Below are 17,662 nucleotides of genomic sequence, written 5' to 3' on the forward strand. Positions count from 1 at the left end.
TGGTTGATCAGCTAATTTAGCCATACAAATCGTCATAGAACCGTAATTATTAATCAACACCTCAATCAGCAAATAGACTACAATGTTGTTAATTTCGGTTCATTCGTATAACCACTACCGCCCCCGACTCATCCACTTTTCCAAACGTACCACTATCGGGGAAATCACCCTCGTGACCTACGAAAACCTACCAATCTTACACTCATCGTATCAATGAACTCAGGCTCATAACGCTACAAATGTAATAAAATATAATACTTAAAAACAAAATAAAATTAAAAATAATATCAAATTAAAGTTTAATTAACTTAATAAAAGTTATTTGCTAACCGTTATATCCCAAAACACCATGTTTTTACTTCGACTTGTTCATAAAATAAACTACTTTTGTGCAAAAAGAAAGCTCCTTAAACTAAAGATAAGTCATCATGAAGAACATCACGAAGCGGCACCAGTTCATTTTGGAACGACTCAAGAAAAAAGGACAAATCACTATCCCCGAGTTGATCGACCAAACTAAGGTTTCTGGTGTCACCATTCGAAAGGACCTCAAATTCCTAGAAGACAAGGGACTTATCTTTATTACGCGTGGAGGCGCTTCGCTCACTAATCCATACACGATCGACCGTCCTATTTTAGAAAAGGCAACCATCAATGCCGAGCAGAAGAAAAAAATCGCAAAGGCCGCCGTCAAGCTTATCGGACAAAATGATGCCATCATCATCGGCTCCGGCACCACTGCTTTCGAATTAGCCCATTATTTGCATCCGGCCAAACCGCTTACCGTTATTACGCCTGCCATCAAGGTAACGATGGAATTATGTAATCGCACGAATGTTGAAGTGCTGCAATTGGGCGGCATCATTCGCATCAACTCATCGTCCGTAGCAGGTTCTTACGCCGAATATATGCTTGACCGGGTTTCCTGCGGGGTGTTGTTCATCGGCGTGGATGGAATCGATCTCGATTTTGGGTTTTCCATCAGTAATCTCACCGAAGCCAATATCAACCAAAAGATGATTAATGCATCGCAGGTCGTGGTGGTATTGGCCGACAGCTCGAAATTCGGAAAGCGTGGCATCGGCAAAATATGCGAACTGGAACAAGTACAATACATTATAACGGACACTGGTGTATCGGAGACGACGGTCAAGGAACTTGAAGAGCGCGGGTTGAAAGTAATCGTCGCCAAGTGAGACGGCGACAGCTTATAACGTGCGGGCCGGTTAGGTCAACCCTTCCGCCGCACCAGCAGCACCTCGTCCGCATCCAACAACAGGTATCCATACTCGTAGCAAAACCGATACTGGCACGCTTCCGTCGGCTCATTCATGTCGGTGATATAATTGAAATTGAACCCTTCGTCTATCAGCGCTTGCCATTTCACTTTTCTACCGCCTTCTGGGCTCAGTTTCGCTAAAATCCTCCGATTTCGCTTAAGAATGTTATTTACCTTACGGAGGTAACCGCTCTCTTCACTGTTGCGCCGGTTATTGTAATTGGCACGGCAGGCATCATCGCAAAATTTCTTGTCGGCTCGCCCTACAACCGGCTCACCACAGTCCATGCATCTTCTTTCCATAGGAAACGGTTATGTTTGACAACCATTTGATGGTGCCCTAAAGATAACATTTTTTTTGCAAATACATTTCGTAGCTTTGCCATACACGCCATGCGCATACTCATTATCCATAATTTTTATCAGCAGCCAGGCGGTGAAGATGTGGTTTTCGAGCAGGAGCGCGTTTTACTTAGCACCACCGAAGAAGTCTTCACGCTAGTGTTCCAAAACCGGAAAGGGTGGCGGGGTGCCTGGCAGACCCTATGGTTACCCTGGAATGTTTGGGCAGGGCGACGCATAAGAAAGGCTATCGAGCGCTATCAGCCAGACCTCGTCCATATCCATAACCTACACTATGCGGTCGGCCCACTCGCCATACGCATAGCCAGCCGCTTGGGGGTACCCGTGGTTATGACACTACACAACTACCGCTTGCTTTGCCCTTCGGCAACCCTATTCCACCAAGGACAGGTCTTCACGGCCAGTCTCCACACAAACTTCCCTTGGGAAGCGGTGCGAAAAGGCGTACACAGCCACTCGGTAGTGAAAACAGCGTGGCTGGCTTTCTCCAATTGGCTACACCGGAAAGTGGGCACGTGGCGCATGGTAGACAGATACATTACGTTGACGGATTTCTCCAAACAGCTATTCGTAAACTCCTCATTAGGTGTGGCCGCCGAAAAATTTATAACCAAGCCGAATTTCGTGGTTGACGGTCCCGAAAGCTCCGCATCTCGTGGTGACCATTTTCTATTCATCGGGCGCCTCTCCGCAGAGAAAGGGGTTCAGGTATTGCTGGATGCCTTTACTCGCACCGATCATCAACTCCGTATAGCAGGCGACGGTCCGCTACGGGAACAGGTGATAGCGGCAGCACAAGCCTCTCCAAACATCACATACCTCGGTAACCTCAGCCGCACCGCTATCGGCCATCAGCTGGCAGAATGCACTGCATTGCTTTTTCCGTCCATCTGGTTTGAAGGGCTGCCCATGACATTGCTTGAAGCATTTGCCGCAGGCACTCCGGTCATCGTCAGCGATCTCGGCGCCATGCGTAGTCTGGTACACGAAGGGCAGAACGGTTGGCGGTTTGCCGCCAACGATGCTACGGCCTTACGTCAAAAGGTTGCCGAATGGTTGCGCACAGACCGCCCATACAAAATGCAAATCAGTCGTAACGCACGGGGGGAATATGAGCAGTATTATACGGCATCACAAAACAAAAAGCTATTATTAACCTGTTATCACGCAACGAAAGGAACCGCATTATGATTATCCGCAACATCTTTAGGCTTATACTATTACTGGGCTCATTACCGCTGGCATTACACGCCCAACAACGGCCCAACATCGTTTTTATCCTTGCCGACGACCTCGGCTATGGTGATCTCGGTGTATACGGGCAAACACACATCCACACCCCCAACTTGGACCGGCTGGCAGCCGAGGGCATGCGCTTCACACAGTTTTATGCGGGCACCACGGTATGTGCTCCGTCGCGTTCCGTTCTCCTCACCGGCCAGCATACAGGGCATACCTATATACGTGGCAATAAAGAAATCCAACCGGAGGGCCAAGAGCCCCTAGCCGATTCCGTGCAGACGTTCGCCCAGTTGCTGCAGCAGGCGGGCTATACCACCGGGGCTTTCGGTAAGTGGGGTTTGGGCATGGTGGGCACCAGCGGCGACCCTAACCATAAGGGGTTCGATGAGTTTTTCGGATACAATTGCCAGCGCCAATCACATCGCTACTATCCTACTCACCTTTGGCACAATAGCGAAAAAGTCATATTGGAGGGCAATGATTTATCGCAAAAGGTGCATTACGCCCCAGCTATCATCCAAGAAAAGACGTTAGCATTTATCGAAAACCATCAAGATCATCCCTTTTTCTTATTTATCCCCACTATACTGCCCCATGCCGAGCTGCAAGGTCCGGAAGATGAATATTACAGGCAGTATGAAAATATGTTTCCGGAAACGCCCCACAAAGGTAACGACTACGGCCCGGAAGCCACCGTAGGCGGCTATGCTTCCGTAGCCAAGCCACGGGCTACGTTTGCCGCCATGGTAAGCCGAATGGATGCATACGTAGGTCAGGTATTGGACAAACTCGACGAACTGGGGTTGGCCGATAATACCATCGTGCTGTTCAGCAGCGACAATGGGCCCCATCAGGAAGGCGGCGCAGACCCCGACTTTTTCAACAGTGCAGCAGGCTTCCGCGGGGTGAAACGCGACCTATACGAGGGGGGCATCCGCACGCCGTTCATCGTACGTTGGCCGAACCATATAGCTGACGCAAGCGTATCGGATCATATCGGGGCTTTTTGGGATGTCATGCCTACGCTGGTTGAGATTACCGGGGCAACCCGGCCCCGCTATACCGACGGGATTTCATTTTTACCAACGCTCCTCGGCCAAGGCAACCAGCGGCAGCATACCTACCTGTACTGGGAGTTCCACGAGGGTGGTGGCCGACAAGCCGTACGCATGGGCAAATGGAAAGGTATACGGCTCAATGTGAAAGAAAATCCGGATGCACCCATAGCTCTTTACAATCTCTATGACGACCCCGCTGAAACAACAGACGTGGCCGCCGAACATCCGGAAATCGTGGGCCAGTTGGCAGGGATGATGGCGGAGGCCCATGAGGAAAGTGCTGTGTTTCCATTTATTCCGACGCAGCTCCGTTAACGTTACACGGCTTGTAGTTGGTTTAACAAAAGTAGCGGGTTACAAGAAAGGAAGCAAAATTGACCGTCGCGAGGTAACAGGAGTAGTTCCAACGCCAAACAAAAAACCGTTACCCGCCTTAACTGACGGATAACGGTTTAAAGATAAGTTCAATGGAACTTATCGTAACTTAACAACCTGCGAATAAATCGCTTGATCCTTACCTACCGGGCGTAATCCTACACGCGCATACAATGCCTTCCCCGATTGGAAATCCGCATTGTTTGCCAAATCAATGGAGCCGGTAACCGTGCTGCCAGCAGCAACTTCATTGATATCGACCCGTGCCGTGTACGAGACATCATCAACAAAGGAGGTTTTACCCACCAAAATCATTACGTATTCGATATCCCTGCCTCCTGCCACTTCATTAACCTGGAAAGAGGCATTGGCAGTATTACCACTTAGCGAGAGCTGTACATTGGATAGTGTGTAAAACGGCGTTACCTCAATATCGACGTTTGCTGTGCCCTTCACGTTAACCACTGTTGTATCACGGTCGTTTACCCACGGACCATTATTATCCCGTGTAACCAATTTGTATTCACCGTCGAAGACCAACGCCTCGAAGCTACCATCCTGTGCAACATACACCGGAATAGGGCTGCCCAATTCGTAACCATCTTGGTATAGCTGAAGCTGAACCGCCTCACCCGTACCACGGACACCTACCGGCTCCCCGTTATAGACTACGCGTCCCAGTATTTTTGACTCCGGTGCATCATAGTTATCCAGTCCACAACTACTTACCGCTACTATTGCGGGAAGCAACAACATATTAAATAATTTTTTCATCGTCATAATCATTAAAATCATTGAAACGGATTCAATACAATCTTCGGATTCGCATTCTGCCAACCTAAGTCGATGAAATTGTAATAATTTCTCAACTCAAAAAAGCGTGGGTGCAATGAATTGCTGAACACCAACCGATCAAACACGTATTTGCCGTCATTCTCGGTTCCAGGCGCAACCACTAAATATGGAAATAATGCATATTGTTGGGCTGTTGGGCTATTCACCACACCATTCCATACAATATGTGCCCTACGGAAACGCTTCAAATCCCAGTAGCGATGATTTTCAAAAGCAAACTCTACTCGACGTTCTTGGATGATATCATCCAAGGTCACGCTTGTCAACGGCTGTATCCCCGCCCGATCGCGCACCTGATTGATATATCCAACCGCTGCAGATTGCTGGCCCAGCTCCATCGCAGCCTCCGCAGCAATCAACACCGCTTCGGCGAACCGAAATCTTGGGAACCACATATCGCTATTACGGCCGCGCGTGGATGCTAACGGGGCTTCATCCAAAAATTTACGAAAGAAAAAACCGGTTTTGTTGACGTATGGTTCACTGGAACGGTTCGGCCCATTAGCCGCGGTTATCAACCGACCTGCATCGTCTTCCTCGTCACCGCCACTCGTTATCGTTTGCCACGCTCCGTTGTTCCACACTTTTTGGCCTGCTTGCAACACAACAGGTATACCCTTGAATGGTGCGTTTGGCAAAATCACCGTTCCTCCTAACCGGGCATCTTTATTTGCAAATGCATCCAATGGGTCGTCATAGAAAATATAATCACCTTGGCCATCCCGGATACGGATATCACCATTTCGGTTATCCGTATATTCGAAATCTTCTACCAGGTTCAAAATGGGGCCGGCATACGCGCGGTCAATATCCTCGGCATGCGAACCAGGGATGTTCTGAGTGGTAAAGTTAGTCTGTTGGCCACTACCCGGATAGATACGGTCTTGTGCCCAGATAACTTCTTTGTTGTTATCCTTCACACTCAATGCTTCGTAAAAATTCCGCTCCAAATCATCCGGCTTATTCAGCTGCAGCTCGTATGGACTGTTTTCAATGACATCTTTTGCGGCAGCCAAGGCTTGCTCGTAATAACCAGCTGCTCGATCGGCAGGAATCCCTACTTCACCTCCCGAGGTCCTGATGGGGCTCGGCATCTTGTTGTTGTAATTTGCCAGCGAGCCCGCATAAATTGCGGCACGTGCCTTCAACATCAGTGCCACCCACTTATTGGCACGGGCGGAGTTTTGGTTTGTTCCGTCTGGTAGCAGAGTAGAAATTGCGTCGCATTCTTCGATGACGTAATCATAAATCCCCGCCTCGGTAGACCGCGGATATTGCAAGGCTGTGACGTCCATACCACTTTCGTAATCAAATACCTCATCGCCTACAATGGGCATACCGCCCAATCCCTTGGCCATATTAAAATACGTCCAGGCACGGAGAAACCTGGCTTCTCCCTCGTACACCTGTTTGTCTGCAGCAGCCAATGCTGTCGTTTCTCGCAGACCCTGCAAAAATTGATTGATATTACGTATCAAGGTATAATCGTAAACGCGCCAGAGACTGTTCGAATAACCCTGTATATTATCAGGGCCTCCATCGGATTTTCCAGCCTCATCCAAGATGGTGTAATCATAGCCATTACCTGAGTTACTCTGCCCCCAGTTCACGCGACCGTAGTAATTAGCCAGTACCGAACGGATCATCACCGCATCACCAAAAATCTGGTCGTCGGTCATGATGGTGTCGGGCTGGCGCTCAAGGAAGTCTGAACAGCTATTAAAGCAGGTAATCCCGCTCGCTAGTATCAGCACCTTGAATATTGATATGCTAGACTTTTTCATAATACTTTCTTTTCTACTTAATAATCTTCAACCTATTAAAACCTCACATTGATACCGAAGTTCATGATCCGCATCGTCGGGTAACCTAATCCGTTGTTATCCTGTGTTTCAGGGTCAATACCAATCAGGTTGGTAAGCGTGAGCAGGTTCTGACCGGAGAAATAAACCCGAACACCTGTGATGGAAAGCGGCTCAAGAATCCGTGTCGGCAACGAATAGCCGAAGTCCAAATTCCGGAGTTTGATATAGCGGATGTTTTGCTTCCAGAAATCACTGTTCCAGTAGTTACTGTGTGACCCATTACCGATTAGGAGCATCGGGTATTCACCCGGTATAAGCTCACTATTGGCATCCCAGATATCGGAAAGCTTCCACGCACCGTCCGCATAGTACTGCGGAATATTCCCATCATTTTGGAAAGGAGTACGCATCTCCCACTCCTTGTAGAAGGTGTACATCGCACCACCGGAGAAATCTAGTGCTAAATCAAAGTTTTTATAGCCGAATGCAAAGTTTAAACCGAAGTTAATAACCGGTGTCGCATCTTGACGGTATCCAATCGGGCGTTCATCCAGCCCATTGATTACCCCATCGCCATTGAGGTCCTTGTATTTTACATCACCCGGCCGCAACGTGCGGTTACCTTGGCGGTCATTGTCGATTGGCCAGCTGTCAATCTCTTCCCAGCTTTGGAATTGCCCATCAGACTGCAAGCCCCAGTTCAAGTAACCATACCGGTGACCGAGTGAACCTCTATACTCATCCCAGGAGTTGCTGAAGCGGGGTTTGTAGCGGTCCCAATCGTAGAATCGAGCATAAGTAAAGTTACCTCCCAACGAGTAGGAAAACTCCCCCGCACGATCACTCCAGCGAACCATGGTTTCATAGCCTTTAATCATATCAGAATTCAGGTTTTCATTAGGAAGCCCAAACCCGACTTCTGCAGGTAACAAAATATCATAACGACCTGCCGGCAACCCCGTACGTTTACGCTGAAATAGTTCGACGGTGGCGGTCAACCGGTTGTCCAGGAAAGCCGCATCGAAACCGATATTGATCATCTTAGCACGCAACCAGGACAAAGTGGTTACAGGTAGGCCGCGTGGCTGCGTACCCAAAACGTATTGTCCGTTGATTACCGAACCACCTTGTTTGTAATTATATCCCGGCATGTAATCAAATGCCCCATAGCCCGGCGTGTCATCATCACCCACCAAACCATAGGATCCCCGAAGTTTCAAATCGTTAACAACATTCGCCAGCTTGCTGTCTTGCCAGAACGATTCCTGCGAAATACGCCATCCAGCAGATGCTGCAGGGAAGAAACCCCAGCGGTCATTGGGTGGGAATTTCCATGAACCATCATAGCGTCCAAGTAACTCAAGGAGATATTTGCCATTATAATCGTAATTGATTTTTCCAATATAACCTATCCGAGCTTGTGGATTATCACCCCTATCGTTATAGGTATCCATCGTTTCATAATCAATCAGGTGCAACGAATTGGCCGTAGGAATGGAATGCAGCCACGCCCCCGGCTCCTTTCTCAGGATCGTTTCCACACCACCAATTACCGCGAGATTATGCCCACCAAATGCCTTGGCGTAATTCAGCTGCACGTTCGAGGTCATTTCCTCCACATGGCCCATTTCCCGCTCGCGCCAAGGGTTGTTGTTTTCGAAAATCACCGGATAGGTATCGGTAGCTTCGTCATACCCATACAACTTATAGGTATACTCCTGATTATCCATCCGGTTGTTGGCGAAATAATAACCTACCAATGCTTTCGCTTTCAACCCATCGATAATATCATATTCAGCATCAAAGTTGAGTTGGCTAACCCGCCAAGTATCTGTCCGTTTACCCGCCAAATCATAGGTCAGCCAGCCGAAATTCGTTCCTGGGTCATTCGAAGTCAGCGTCGGGTACAATGGGTTGTCGTTGGCAAACGGCCGTACCGTAGGCAAATTACGGAATGTACCGAAGCGCGGTAACCACAGATCGTCACCGCCGGGTACACCTGGGTTTTCACGGTACTCTAGACGCGCGTTATAGCTGGCGCCAATCTTAAAACGGTCAGAAATCTGTGAATTGACATTTATCTGTACGTTGGTACGCTTGAATCCGCCATAATTCACAATCACATCCTGCTGGTTAAGGTGGCCCAAGCTAAAGTAATAATTGATCTTGTCCGAACCTCCTGATACGTTGGCATTCAGGTAAACTTGGGGAGAGGTTTCCCAAATAAAATCACGCCAATCAAACGGCACGTAGCCTTTCTCGGTGCCTTGCTTCCATTTGGCGAGGTCTTCAGCATTGTACCGATAATTATCTACCTGTTGTACAGTTTGGGATTGAATATAACTCTCCACATAGGTCACTGCATCCGCTGGTTCAGGAAAGGTGGATAAGTTCTGGAAACCATAATTTGATGTCAGATTGAACGTGTTTTTTGTGTTCCGCTTACCCTTTTTGGTCGTGACTACCACGACACCGTTCGCCGCCCGTACACCATAGATAGCTGCTGATGCATCCTTCAACACCGCGATTGATTCAATGTCATTGAAATCAAGATTGTTGAATTGCCCGGCATCTTTCTGTACACCGTCGATAACATACAGCGGGTTACCCATGTTGCGTATCCGCAACTGCGTAGACGATCCCGGCCGGCCGTCGGTTTGCCGAAAGTTTACGCCAGATAATTTTCCCACTAACGCACCAGACGTGGTGGAAGCTAATGATCGGCTGATATCCTCTGCACCGATAGATGCGATAGCGCCAGTTAACGTCTCTTTCCGCTGTGCCATACCAAAGCCTGTGACGACCACTTCTTCCAACGACTCGGCAGACGAAGTCAAACTGATAGATATATTATTCGTACCGATGCCAATGTTTACCACCGCCTGGTCGTAGCCAAGGTAGGTTACCAATAAGGAATCACCGGTGGATGACACCTCAATGGAAAACGTTCCATCAGCCGAACTCGACGTGGTCCGTTCGCTGGCCAACGCTTTGATGGTTGCACTGCCGATTGGCGTGCCTCCCGTCGCATCCCTTACCGTCCCAGTAACGGAACGGGTCTGGGCCATTGTCATGGATAGTCCAACACACCATAACAATGTTACAAGTAAAGTTTTACTCATAGTTCTGTTGTTGTTTTAATTGTTTATAACTGTATTTATTAATCCTGTATTCAAGTTTTCCAAACATCCACCCGTTAACTAAACCGGTTTACTAATCCCAGCAAAAGCGGCAGACATGGAATTTTCACCTTGCCAAGACTACCTTAACAAGGTAATCCCGAATCCCGGTGCATCCGGCGGAATGAGCCTTCCCGCTTTGATGGTATATCCACTGAGGTCCACATCGTCCGACGTGCTCGTTACCCCTTCTATCGTCACCGTATTGCCCAAGCCCCCGGCCATATGGGCGGTATAATAGGTCTTGAGCAGCGAACCCCACGCGTGGGGAGACGCTTGGACGCCGTATTGCACCAGTCTTGGCATGAGTTTCCGCCAGTTGGTAAATCCAAGCCCTTCGATATCCGAGATGTGCACGTCCATCAGCTTTTGCTGCATCAACTCGTCCAGCAATGCCGGATCTGGGTCGGCCTCACCCTCCGCGAGCAAACTTTTTACATTGGCTTTGGCCATCCAGTCGCGCAGTTTCCGGTAGTCCTGCACGGTCTCATGGAAGGGTTCCTCGATCCAGAACAGGGGCGTATCGCCTATCCCTTCGAGGTACTCAGTAAACTCATTGACCGTAAAACCGTTGTTGCCGTCTACCAGAATCTCACAATCGGGGAAGGCTGCCGCCACCCGCTTGGTGACCTCAATATCCCGGGCCAACCCTTCCTTTTGGGCCATCCAACGGTGTCCTCTACCGATTTTCAATTTGAACTGGCGGTAGCCGTAGTCGTAGTCATAGCGGCAGTTGGCCAACACTTTATCGATACCTCCCGGCGCGTGGGCTGGTTCGAGGTCATCGAAATAAATCATGCCGCTATAGTACTTTGTTGTAAATGGCTTGTCACGCCCAAGCAGGGCATATACCGGTTTGTTCAGGGCTACACCGGCTAGGTCGTGCAGCGCGATATCGAACGATAGATAACGGTCGTCTGTGATGCCTGCATCGACATGGAACACCTCTGATAATTTCTTGCCTACCAGTTCCGGAACAATCCGTTGTGCGCTATCGCGGCCGCCCCGAAGGGAGGCCCAGCCTTTGGCCCCCTTGTCTGTCGTGATGGTACAGATACCGATACGCGGTCCGAAACCATGCACGTCTAGCCGCGCATTTTTCCCCACAAAACGAGGGTACTGCATGCGCACATCGCCAAACGTTACCGATTGTATGGTATGGTAGGCTAATTCCTCTTGCATGCGGGCTGCACCCGGCCTGCTTCGCAACACCCCGCCAAGGGCCGTCTTTGACAGCACACCCGCCGCCAGTCCGGCATTCAGCATGTAAATGAATTCCCTTCTTCTCATAATTTAGTGTTTTAATAGTTAATCATTGTGTATCAATTACCCATCATTCACGAAATGTTTTCTTTAAAAATTCAAATCCTTCCACTGCCAGTTCATCGGCGCTATTGGCCAACGGGCGCCAGATACTGGCCGCCCGGGCTAGTTCTTTAGACGGTGCACCGAAAGTCTCGATCACCAGGCTTCCCTCATAGCCAATGGTGCGCAGCGCATCACGTATGCCTATCCAGTCCAAATGGCCCGTTCCGGGTGTCCCGCGGTCATTCTCATTGGCCTGCACATGGACCAGCCGATCCCCTAGCTTCACGATGCTGGCAGGGATGTCTTTTTCTTCAATATTGTTGTGGAAGGTATCTAACAAAACCTTCAAATAAGGGCTGTTCAATTCATCTACAATGGCAATAGCCTGATCGACGGTATTGACCATATCGGTCTCAAAACGATTCAATGGCTCCAATGCCAGGGTCACACCCAGCTCCTCAGCTCGCTTAATGGCTTCATGAAGGTTGTCCAGGCACCATTGCCTTTCCTGTGCTTTCTGTTCGGCAGAAACCAATCTTGTCTTCCCGACGGCCGAATAAAGAGGTCCGCCGAATACCGGACTTTCAAAGTCATTCGCGATCTCTAGGCAATCGATGATATAGGAAAGCCCATTTGCCCGGATTTCCGGCCGATCACTGGAAATATCGCGGTCCATACCGAAAGCGCCGCTGACCGTCACGCGCAAACCCAGCTCGCGGCTCACCTTCTTCAAGACCACCCAATCAATCAAATCGCGATCTTCCACAGCTATTTCAATGACATCGTACCCGATAGCTTTTGCCTTATGCAACACATCAAACGATGCTGTTGAGAACGGTGAAACCCAAACAAACGTGCTAATTCCTATATACATCTTTTTAAACCAACCTAACTTATGAATGGAACAAACCTTAACTTATTCAAAACTTGGAATCTCCACTCGGATGCCGCCTTTCATGGCCGACTCGTGGGCGCAGATACCCGCACAGGTATAGTTAGCCGCGAGTGCCGCATCCACCGCTGAGTCGCGGCCTTCCACGATGGCTGCAACGAATTCCTGCACCAAGTGGGGGTGCGAACCACCGTGTCCGGCCCCCTGGAGGAAAGACACGTGGTTAGGATCGTCGATGCGCTCGCGCTTGGTGAAATCAGCAATCTCCGGAATCAATAGTTCGTCGGTATCAGGCACGTCAATCCGACGCGCATTTTCACCGCCGTCAAAAATCACATGCTGCTCATCCTGCAATTGCTCCCATTCAAAAGACATCTTCGTTCCGTATACATCATAGCTCTCACGGTATTGCCTTACCACGTCAAATAACGACCGTGTAGCCTCTGCCACGACATCCGAATCTTTCAACTTGAACGTTGCGGTTTCTACGGCGTAGGGCGCATTGTAACGGCTGGCCAGATCGTCTGACAACCTCCCAGAGCCATGGCAAACCACAGACTCGGCAATGGTATTGTTGATGCGCAGCAATGGGGAGATGGCGTGCGTACCGTTCAACATTGGTGGATAGCCCTTCCAGTACTCCGCCCAGCCATCCATACTCATGTCTTGGATGTGCGATCCACGGACAAACTGGATTTTACCCAATTGTCCGGTTTCGGCCAATTTCAGTCCATAGAGGAATTCACGGGTATACAGTGCGGTTTCCATCATCATGTATACCTTACCTGATCTACGCTTGGCAGCTACAATGGCCTCACAGTCTGCTACCGTCATGGCCATCGGTATGGTACAGGCCGTATGCTTATTCGCATTTAATGAAGCCAGTGTCATCCGGGCATGTTCCGGTACAGGCGTTACAATGTGGATGGCATCCACATCATCCCGTTTCACGACTTCTTCGAAATCGGTAAACACCAAATCTTCATCGAGGTCGAACTTTGTTTTCAGCTCATTCAATGTATTTTCGTTGCGCGTGCAAATCCCAACAGCTTTGATATTCGGGTGTTTTTGGTAGATGGGTATAAACTCTTTACCAAAACCCATTCCTACGATAACGACAGTGATTTGTGACATGTTCTAATCTTGTTTTTAGCTAAATATTTCGTTTTTTGTTAGTTTGCAATCCAGTTAACAGCATTGATCAGCAGCGATTTGTATGCATCATGCTGGTGGCTATGTTCGTCGTGTCCCAAGGTGATTCCTGCAATCTTCGCTTTGCGGTGTTTCACGGTAAAAACAACTGGGTAAACGGCATCGGTTTCTTTCGACTGCCCGATAACCAGCACCTCAATCCCTTTAGCTGCTGGGTCCGGTACGTGGCGGTATAATTCGTCCTTAAATTCAAACTTTGCCGGCACGCCCTGTGTAATAGGGTGCGCTGGGTTAATGACATAGTCCTTGAATTCTTGGAACTTCTCGTGGCTCCTGCTACCGCCGCCCACATAATTAAGGTTGTACTCAGGCCAATCTTCCCAATTATACCATACAGCCGCGTGCAACAGCAGTAAGCCACGGCCTTTCTCCACGAATTTCGTGATTGCGGCCTGTCCTTCTGCGCCGATCGGCTGGTTGTTCGTTAGGATAAGAAGATCAGCGTGCTTCAGGTATGCCGGTATGGAATCGGTGTTCTCGGTATAAATAACACGGAATTCACCTGCCGATTCGATGGTGCTTTTGTCCTCCTGGCCATACCACCGGGCGAAATCATGGGAGCCGCCACCTCCAACCATCAAAATTTCGATAGGTTTGGTCTGACCCGGCGCTGTGCTCACCGTAATAAGCAACAATGCCAATACCGCTAATAGTTTCATTGTGTTGTTCATCTTTTATATTTTATAAATACATTTAATCCAATCCCTATTTCACTACCCGCATAATACCGTTCATCCCCCGCCAGTGCCCCGGGAACGTACATACGTAAGGATAGTCACCCGGCTCCCCCGGTGCCGTAAACTCCAACGTGTAGCTCTCGCCCGGATCTACCAATGGCGTATGGTGCAATACCTCGGGTATGCTGGGGATATATTGTTTTTCAAACGCTTCGGATGAACGGAGCATATCATCTGCCGCCTTGCCTACGATATCCAGCGTACCGGGTTGGATAATCAGTAGATTATGCTGCATTCCGTCAGGGTTTTCAAACACGAGTGTTATCCGCTTGCCGGCCGGAACGGTGATCAGTTTCTTATCATACTGCATGATATCTTTCACCGCTTTCAGTTCAATCCGTTCAGAAGGTACGCTCGCGGCAGCGTCGGCCGCAGCTGCTGCCCCATCGCTTGCCAAAGCAGACCGGTTTGCCTTTGAAAGCCTGACGATGATATTATTGGCATTACCTGTAAACCGGGAATGGTCGCCATAGTCTGTAAACGCTTCGGGTCCTTCTATATCTTCGCCCGAGCGCAGGTTGAGGCCCAGCGGCTGGGCAAAGAGGTGCATCGCTTTTGCACTTCCCTGGCTTACCCCATTGATGAGTAGCTCTATCGAGGCATCGGCCGTCAAACGGGCATCGGCCACAAACTCACCGGGCAGATTGCCACGTGAAGTTACCGTTGCCGATTGGCCATGCTGGTATACCTCGAAAAACAGTCGGTTGTTCTTGGCATACAACGCATAACCGCTATTTTTATCGCCCTGTCCTACAATCAGCCCGTTGTAAGGCTGGTTGTCTCGTCGCTGCACCTCCGCCTGGATGCGGATTTCCTTGTTTGAAACGTCGGGCGAAAACGTGAAACGGCTTCTACGGCCGAGCGTGTACTCTTCCGTAGCGAGCGACTCAAGTATGCGTGTAGCAAAATTACTTACGCCCGGTGCAGACGCCAACCTAAAAAATGGGTCTTCGTGATGCGCTATTGCCGCAAACAGTCCTTGTGATAGCCACCTATCGCTCTCATTAACCGAATCGCTCGTGGCTTCTAGCAACGCCTCTGCGACTTGTTCCGACACCGGGTACTCCGTGAGCTTCACAAACGCGGCGAGCCGGGTATTCAGATTAGTATCGGCCAACACGCCACTCTTCAATAACTCATCACGGAACTGCTCTCCTGTCGGCAACACCTGTACCGCAGCTTTACGTACCCCGGCTGAGGGGTGCCCCAAAGCTTTCACCACGGCGTCAGATACATCCTGCCGCTGACCAACCAGGTTCAATCCTTGCAAAGTCCAAAGTGCATGGATGGCCGGTGCATTCAACCCGATTTTGTCGACGCTACGATCACCCGCTATCCTGATCAAGTCCTTGGCAACGTCATCCTTTTGCCGCTCCACCAATAGCCGCTGCGCGTGCATGCGCCAAAATTTATTGTCGCTCTTCAGGGCCTTCAGTAGGCCACCCGTATCGTCTTTGGAAAGCTTATATGAGCTGTGGTGTTTGGCGTCTTTGTACACCAAGCGATATACACGGCCGTATTTTTTATCCCGCAACTCACTCTCAAACGCATTGCCGGGACCATGGGGTTGTTCCACAAATGGCAATACCAATTCCGATGGTGCCTGGGCCGGTACGAACACATTGTGCTGGATGATGAAGTTATACCAGTCAAGCACCCACACAGCTCCATCGGGACCTACCTCTGCGTGGACCGGACCGAACCATTCATCTGAACTGGCCATCAAATTCCACCCATCGTGCTCCTTAAAACCCGCGCCGTCAGGCTCGATAATGGCTTTATGAACCAAACGCACAGTTGGCTCGGTGACAAATGCGACCTTATTCCAATAACTTTGCGGATAGTCACGTGCGGTGTAGAAATGATGCCCAGCGGCCGAAGTGAATCCACCCACCACATCCACCTGGCGGAGGTTTGGTGTCATCGTATGCACCTCATAGTGACCATCGATTTTTTGCACTGCATTGATCGATGGCCGCGAGTCATCGCCCCGAAGCCTACGCTGCAACAGCTGCTCGGGCATCGAATAGTAGGCACTGTGCGTGTTGTTTGCCGTTGAAATAAAAACGTTGTTATCTTCAGTCATACCCAACCCCCATGTATTGTTGCTGGTGGTAGCTAAGAATTCGAAATCAGTACCATCGGGGTTAAAATGGTATACACCTTGGCCGAAGGCTAGCCGCTGGCCATTAATGTAACCGTTGAAACCAGCATAGCCCGTAACACCCCAGATTTTGTTATCGAACCCATACTGTAGGTTAGAAGGTCCAGCGTGGGTATCATTCTTATTCCATCCCGTCATCACGGTGTCGCGTAGGTCTGCCACGTCATCGCCATCGGTATCTTTGAGGAAAATGAAATGGGGGGCCATCGATACAATGACACCATCATTGGCAAAGGTCAGGCTCGTGGCTATATTCAGCCCGTCTGCAAATACCGTGAACTTATCCGCCACGCCATCGCCGTCGGTGTCTTCACAAATCTTAATCCGGTCGTTCGCCTCCCCTTTAAGCTCAACAAAATTGTTGGGATAATCCATAGCCTCAATAATCCACAGGCGCCCCTTCTCGTCCCAGCTCATCGCCATAGGGTTAACGATATCCGGTTCCGAAGCGAATAGCTTCAATTCGAAATCTGTGGGAACCTGGATAAGTTTCTCCGATTCCTCCGGCGACAACGGATCTTGCATTTTTGGAACAAAATGCCGGGCAGTAAAATCGGCAATGGTATCTTCATAAATACTTACACTTGGAATCTGTAATTGAGCTACCAAACCCATCACTTTCTCACCCAATGCCCACTGCGCACCACTATTGATCATTCGCAAAAAGTCCAAACGCTTCCACGTGTCGTTTTCTTTACCAAGCGCCGTATGGAATATACGGCCATTGCCCTTCACTAGCTGTTGCGCCGAGTTTGCGGCACCGCCATCCATTGCTCCGGCGGGTGTGGCGTCATCGATAACCAGTGATTCCGTACCTAAAGAGAGAAGACCCTTACCACCGGATACATAGTCAGATAAAATCCGCTTTTGATCTGCTGCAAGGGAGTCGGAAATGCCAAATAACACCACGCCATCGTATACGTGTAGGTTTTTTTTATTCAGATCTTCAAAGTTCTCGGTATACGTCAGGTTGATGCCGCTCTTAAAAAGTTCGATTGCCAGCCACGATGCATACTTACCTGCTTCGTCTGCTTCATCAGCGCTGCCTACGAACAACACCTCGGCTCGCCGGGGGTAATTTCGATTATCGCCCGTACATTGGACAAGAAACAGACACAAAACGGCAAGATACAAGTAGGAAATTAGTTTCATATAATAAGCTCTATAATCGTAAACAATACAAAAGTACACCG

The 17,662-nt window shown here is 49.3% G+C and carries 12 protein-coding genes; 3 read left to right on the forward strand and 9 right to left on the reverse strand.

The annotated features are described in order from the left end of the window. Positions 1-428: 428 nt before the first annotated feature. The gene (locus NGM62_RS05260; protein WP_262246387.1) at positions 429-1,196 is read left to right on the forward strand and encodes a DeoR/GlpR family DNA-binding transcription regulator; all 768 of its coding nucleotides are present in this window, start codon (positions 429-431) and stop codon (positions 1,194-1,196) included. 35 nt (positions 1,197-1,231) lie between these two features. On the opposite strand, the gene NGM62_RS05265 is transcribed toward NGM62_RS05260, so the two are convergent. Beyond that, positions 1,232-1,582 carry a hypothetical protein gene (locus NGM62_RS05265; RefSeq protein WP_262246389.1) on the reverse strand — a complete coding sequence of 117 codons (351 nt, stop codon included), beginning with the start codon at positions 1,580-1,582 and terminating at the stop codon, positions 1,232-1,234. A gap of 90 nt (positions 1,583-1,672) precedes the next feature. On the opposite strand from NGM62_RS05265, the gene NGM62_RS05270 reads away from it, so the two are divergent. After that, positions 1,673-2,833, forward strand: a complete 1,161-nt coding sequence (locus NGM62_RS05270) for a glycosyltransferase (protein WP_262246391.1) — start codon at positions 1,673-1,675, stop codon at positions 2,831-2,833. Continuing rightward, positions 2,830-4,257, forward strand: a complete 1,428-nt coding sequence (locus NGM62_RS05275; protein WP_262246392.1) for an arylsulfatase — start codon at positions 2,830-2,832, stop codon at positions 4,255-4,257. Before NGM62_RS05270 ends, NGM62_RS05275 begins: the two co-directional genes overlap by 4 nt. Before the next feature lie 159 nt (positions 4,258-4,416). Here NGM62_RS05275 and NGM62_RS05280 read toward each other — a convergent pair whose 3' ends face one another. The 8 genes from NGM62_RS05280 to NGM62_RS05315 form a co-directional block, all read right to left on the reverse strand. Continuing rightward, positions 4,417-5,091: a DUF3823 domain-containing protein gene (locus tag NGM62_RS05280; protein WP_262246394.1), complete on the reverse strand. Its 675-nt coding sequence runs from the start codon at positions 5,089-5,091 to the stop codon at positions 4,417-4,419. Between the two features lie 17 nt (positions 5,092-5,108). Further along, entirely contained in the window at positions 5,109-6,956 is a 1,848-nt protein-coding gene (locus tag NGM62_RS05285; RefSeq protein ID WP_262246396.1) for a RagB/SusD family nutrient uptake outer membrane protein, read from the reverse strand. A gap of 35 nt (positions 6,957-6,991) precedes the next feature. Then, positions 6,992-10,099, reverse strand: a complete 3,108-nt coding sequence (locus NGM62_RS05290) for a SusC/RagA family TonB-linked outer membrane protein (protein WP_262246398.1) — start codon at positions 10,097-10,099, stop codon at positions 6,992-6,994. A 138-nt stretch (positions 10,100-10,237) separates the two neighbouring features. Then, entirely contained in the window at positions 10,238-11,446 is a 1,209-nt protein-coding gene (locus NGM62_RS05295) for an enolase C-terminal domain-like protein (RefSeq protein WP_262246400.1), read from the reverse strand. A 43-nt stretch (positions 11,447-11,489) separates the two neighbouring features. Then, positions 11,490-12,338: a sugar phosphate isomerase/epimerase family protein gene (locus tag NGM62_RS05300; RefSeq protein WP_262246402.1), complete on the reverse strand. Its 849-nt coding sequence runs from the start codon at positions 12,336-12,338 to the stop codon at positions 11,490-11,492. Between the two features lie 42 nt (positions 12,339-12,380). After that, the gene (locus NGM62_RS05305; protein WP_262246404.1) at positions 12,381-13,490 is read right to left on the reverse strand and encodes a Gfo/Idh/MocA family protein; all 1,110 of its coding nucleotides are present in this window, start codon (positions 13,488-13,490) and stop codon (positions 12,381-12,383) included. A gap of 38 nt (positions 13,491-13,528) precedes the next feature. Next, positions 13,529-14,239, reverse strand: a complete 711-nt coding sequence (locus tag NGM62_RS05310; RefSeq protein ID WP_262246406.1) for a ThuA domain-containing protein — start codon at positions 14,237-14,239, stop codon at positions 13,529-13,531. Positions 14,240-14,273: 34 nt separating this feature from the next. Continuing rightward, positions 14,274-17,621: a PVC-type heme-binding CxxCH protein gene (locus NGM62_RS05315; RefSeq protein ID WP_262246408.1), complete on the reverse strand. Its 3,348-nt coding sequence runs from the start codon at positions 17,619-17,621 to the stop codon at positions 14,274-14,276. Between the last annotated feature and the right edge of the window lie 41 nt (positions 17,622-17,662).

The sequence above is a fragment of the Parapedobacter soli genome (assembly GCF_025460835.1).
Taxonomy (GTDB): domain Bacteria; phylum Bacteroidota; class Bacteroidia; order Sphingobacteriales; family Sphingobacteriaceae; genus Parapedobacter; species Parapedobacter soli.

Excerpts from the sequence above, each read along its gene's own strand:
- NGM62_RS05260 (WP_262246387.1), top strand. The coding sequence starts at position 429 with ATGAAGAACATCACGAAGCGGCACCAGTTCATTTTGGAACGACTCAAG.
- NGM62_RS05265 (WP_262246389.1), bottom strand. The coding sequence starts at position 1,582 with ATGGAAAGAAGATGCATGGACTGTGGTGAGCCGGTTGTAGGGCGAGCC.
- NGM62_RS05270 (WP_262246391.1), top strand. The coding sequence starts at position 1,673 with ATGCGCATACTCATTATCCATAATTTTTATCAGCAGCCAGGCGGTGAA.
- NGM62_RS05275 (WP_262246392.1), top strand. The coding sequence starts at position 2,830 with ATGATTATCCGCAACATCTTTAGGCTTATACTATTACTGGGCTCATTA.
- NGM62_RS05280 (WP_262246394.1), bottom strand. The coding sequence starts at position 5,091 with ATGAAAAAATTATTTAATATGTTGTTGCTTCCCGCAATAGTAGCGGTA.
- NGM62_RS05285 (WP_262246396.1), bottom strand. The coding sequence starts at position 6,956 with ATGAAAAAGTCTAGCATATCAATATTCAAGGTGCTGATACTAGCGAGC.
- NGM62_RS05290 (WP_262246398.1), bottom strand. The coding sequence starts at position 10,099 with ATGAGTAAAACTTTACTTGTAACATTGTTATGGTGTGTTGGACTATCC.
- NGM62_RS05295 (WP_262246400.1), bottom strand. The coding sequence starts at position 11,446 with ATGAGAAGAAGGGAATTCATTTACATGCTGAATGCCGGACTGGCGGCG.
- NGM62_RS05300 (WP_262246402.1), bottom strand. The coding sequence starts at position 12,338 with ATGTATATAGGAATTAGCACGTTTGTTTGGGTTTCACCGTTCTCAACA.
- NGM62_RS05305 (WP_262246404.1), bottom strand. The coding sequence starts at position 13,490 with ATGTCACAAATCACTGTCGTTATCGTAGGAATGGGTTTTGGTAAAGAG.
- NGM62_RS05310 (WP_262246406.1), bottom strand. The coding sequence starts at position 14,239 with ATGAACAACACAATGAAACTATTAGCGGTATTGGCATTGTTGCTTATT.
- NGM62_RS05315 (WP_262246408.1), bottom strand. The coding sequence starts at position 17,621 with ATGAAACTAATTTCCTACTTGTATCTTGCCGTTTTGTGTCTGTTTCTT.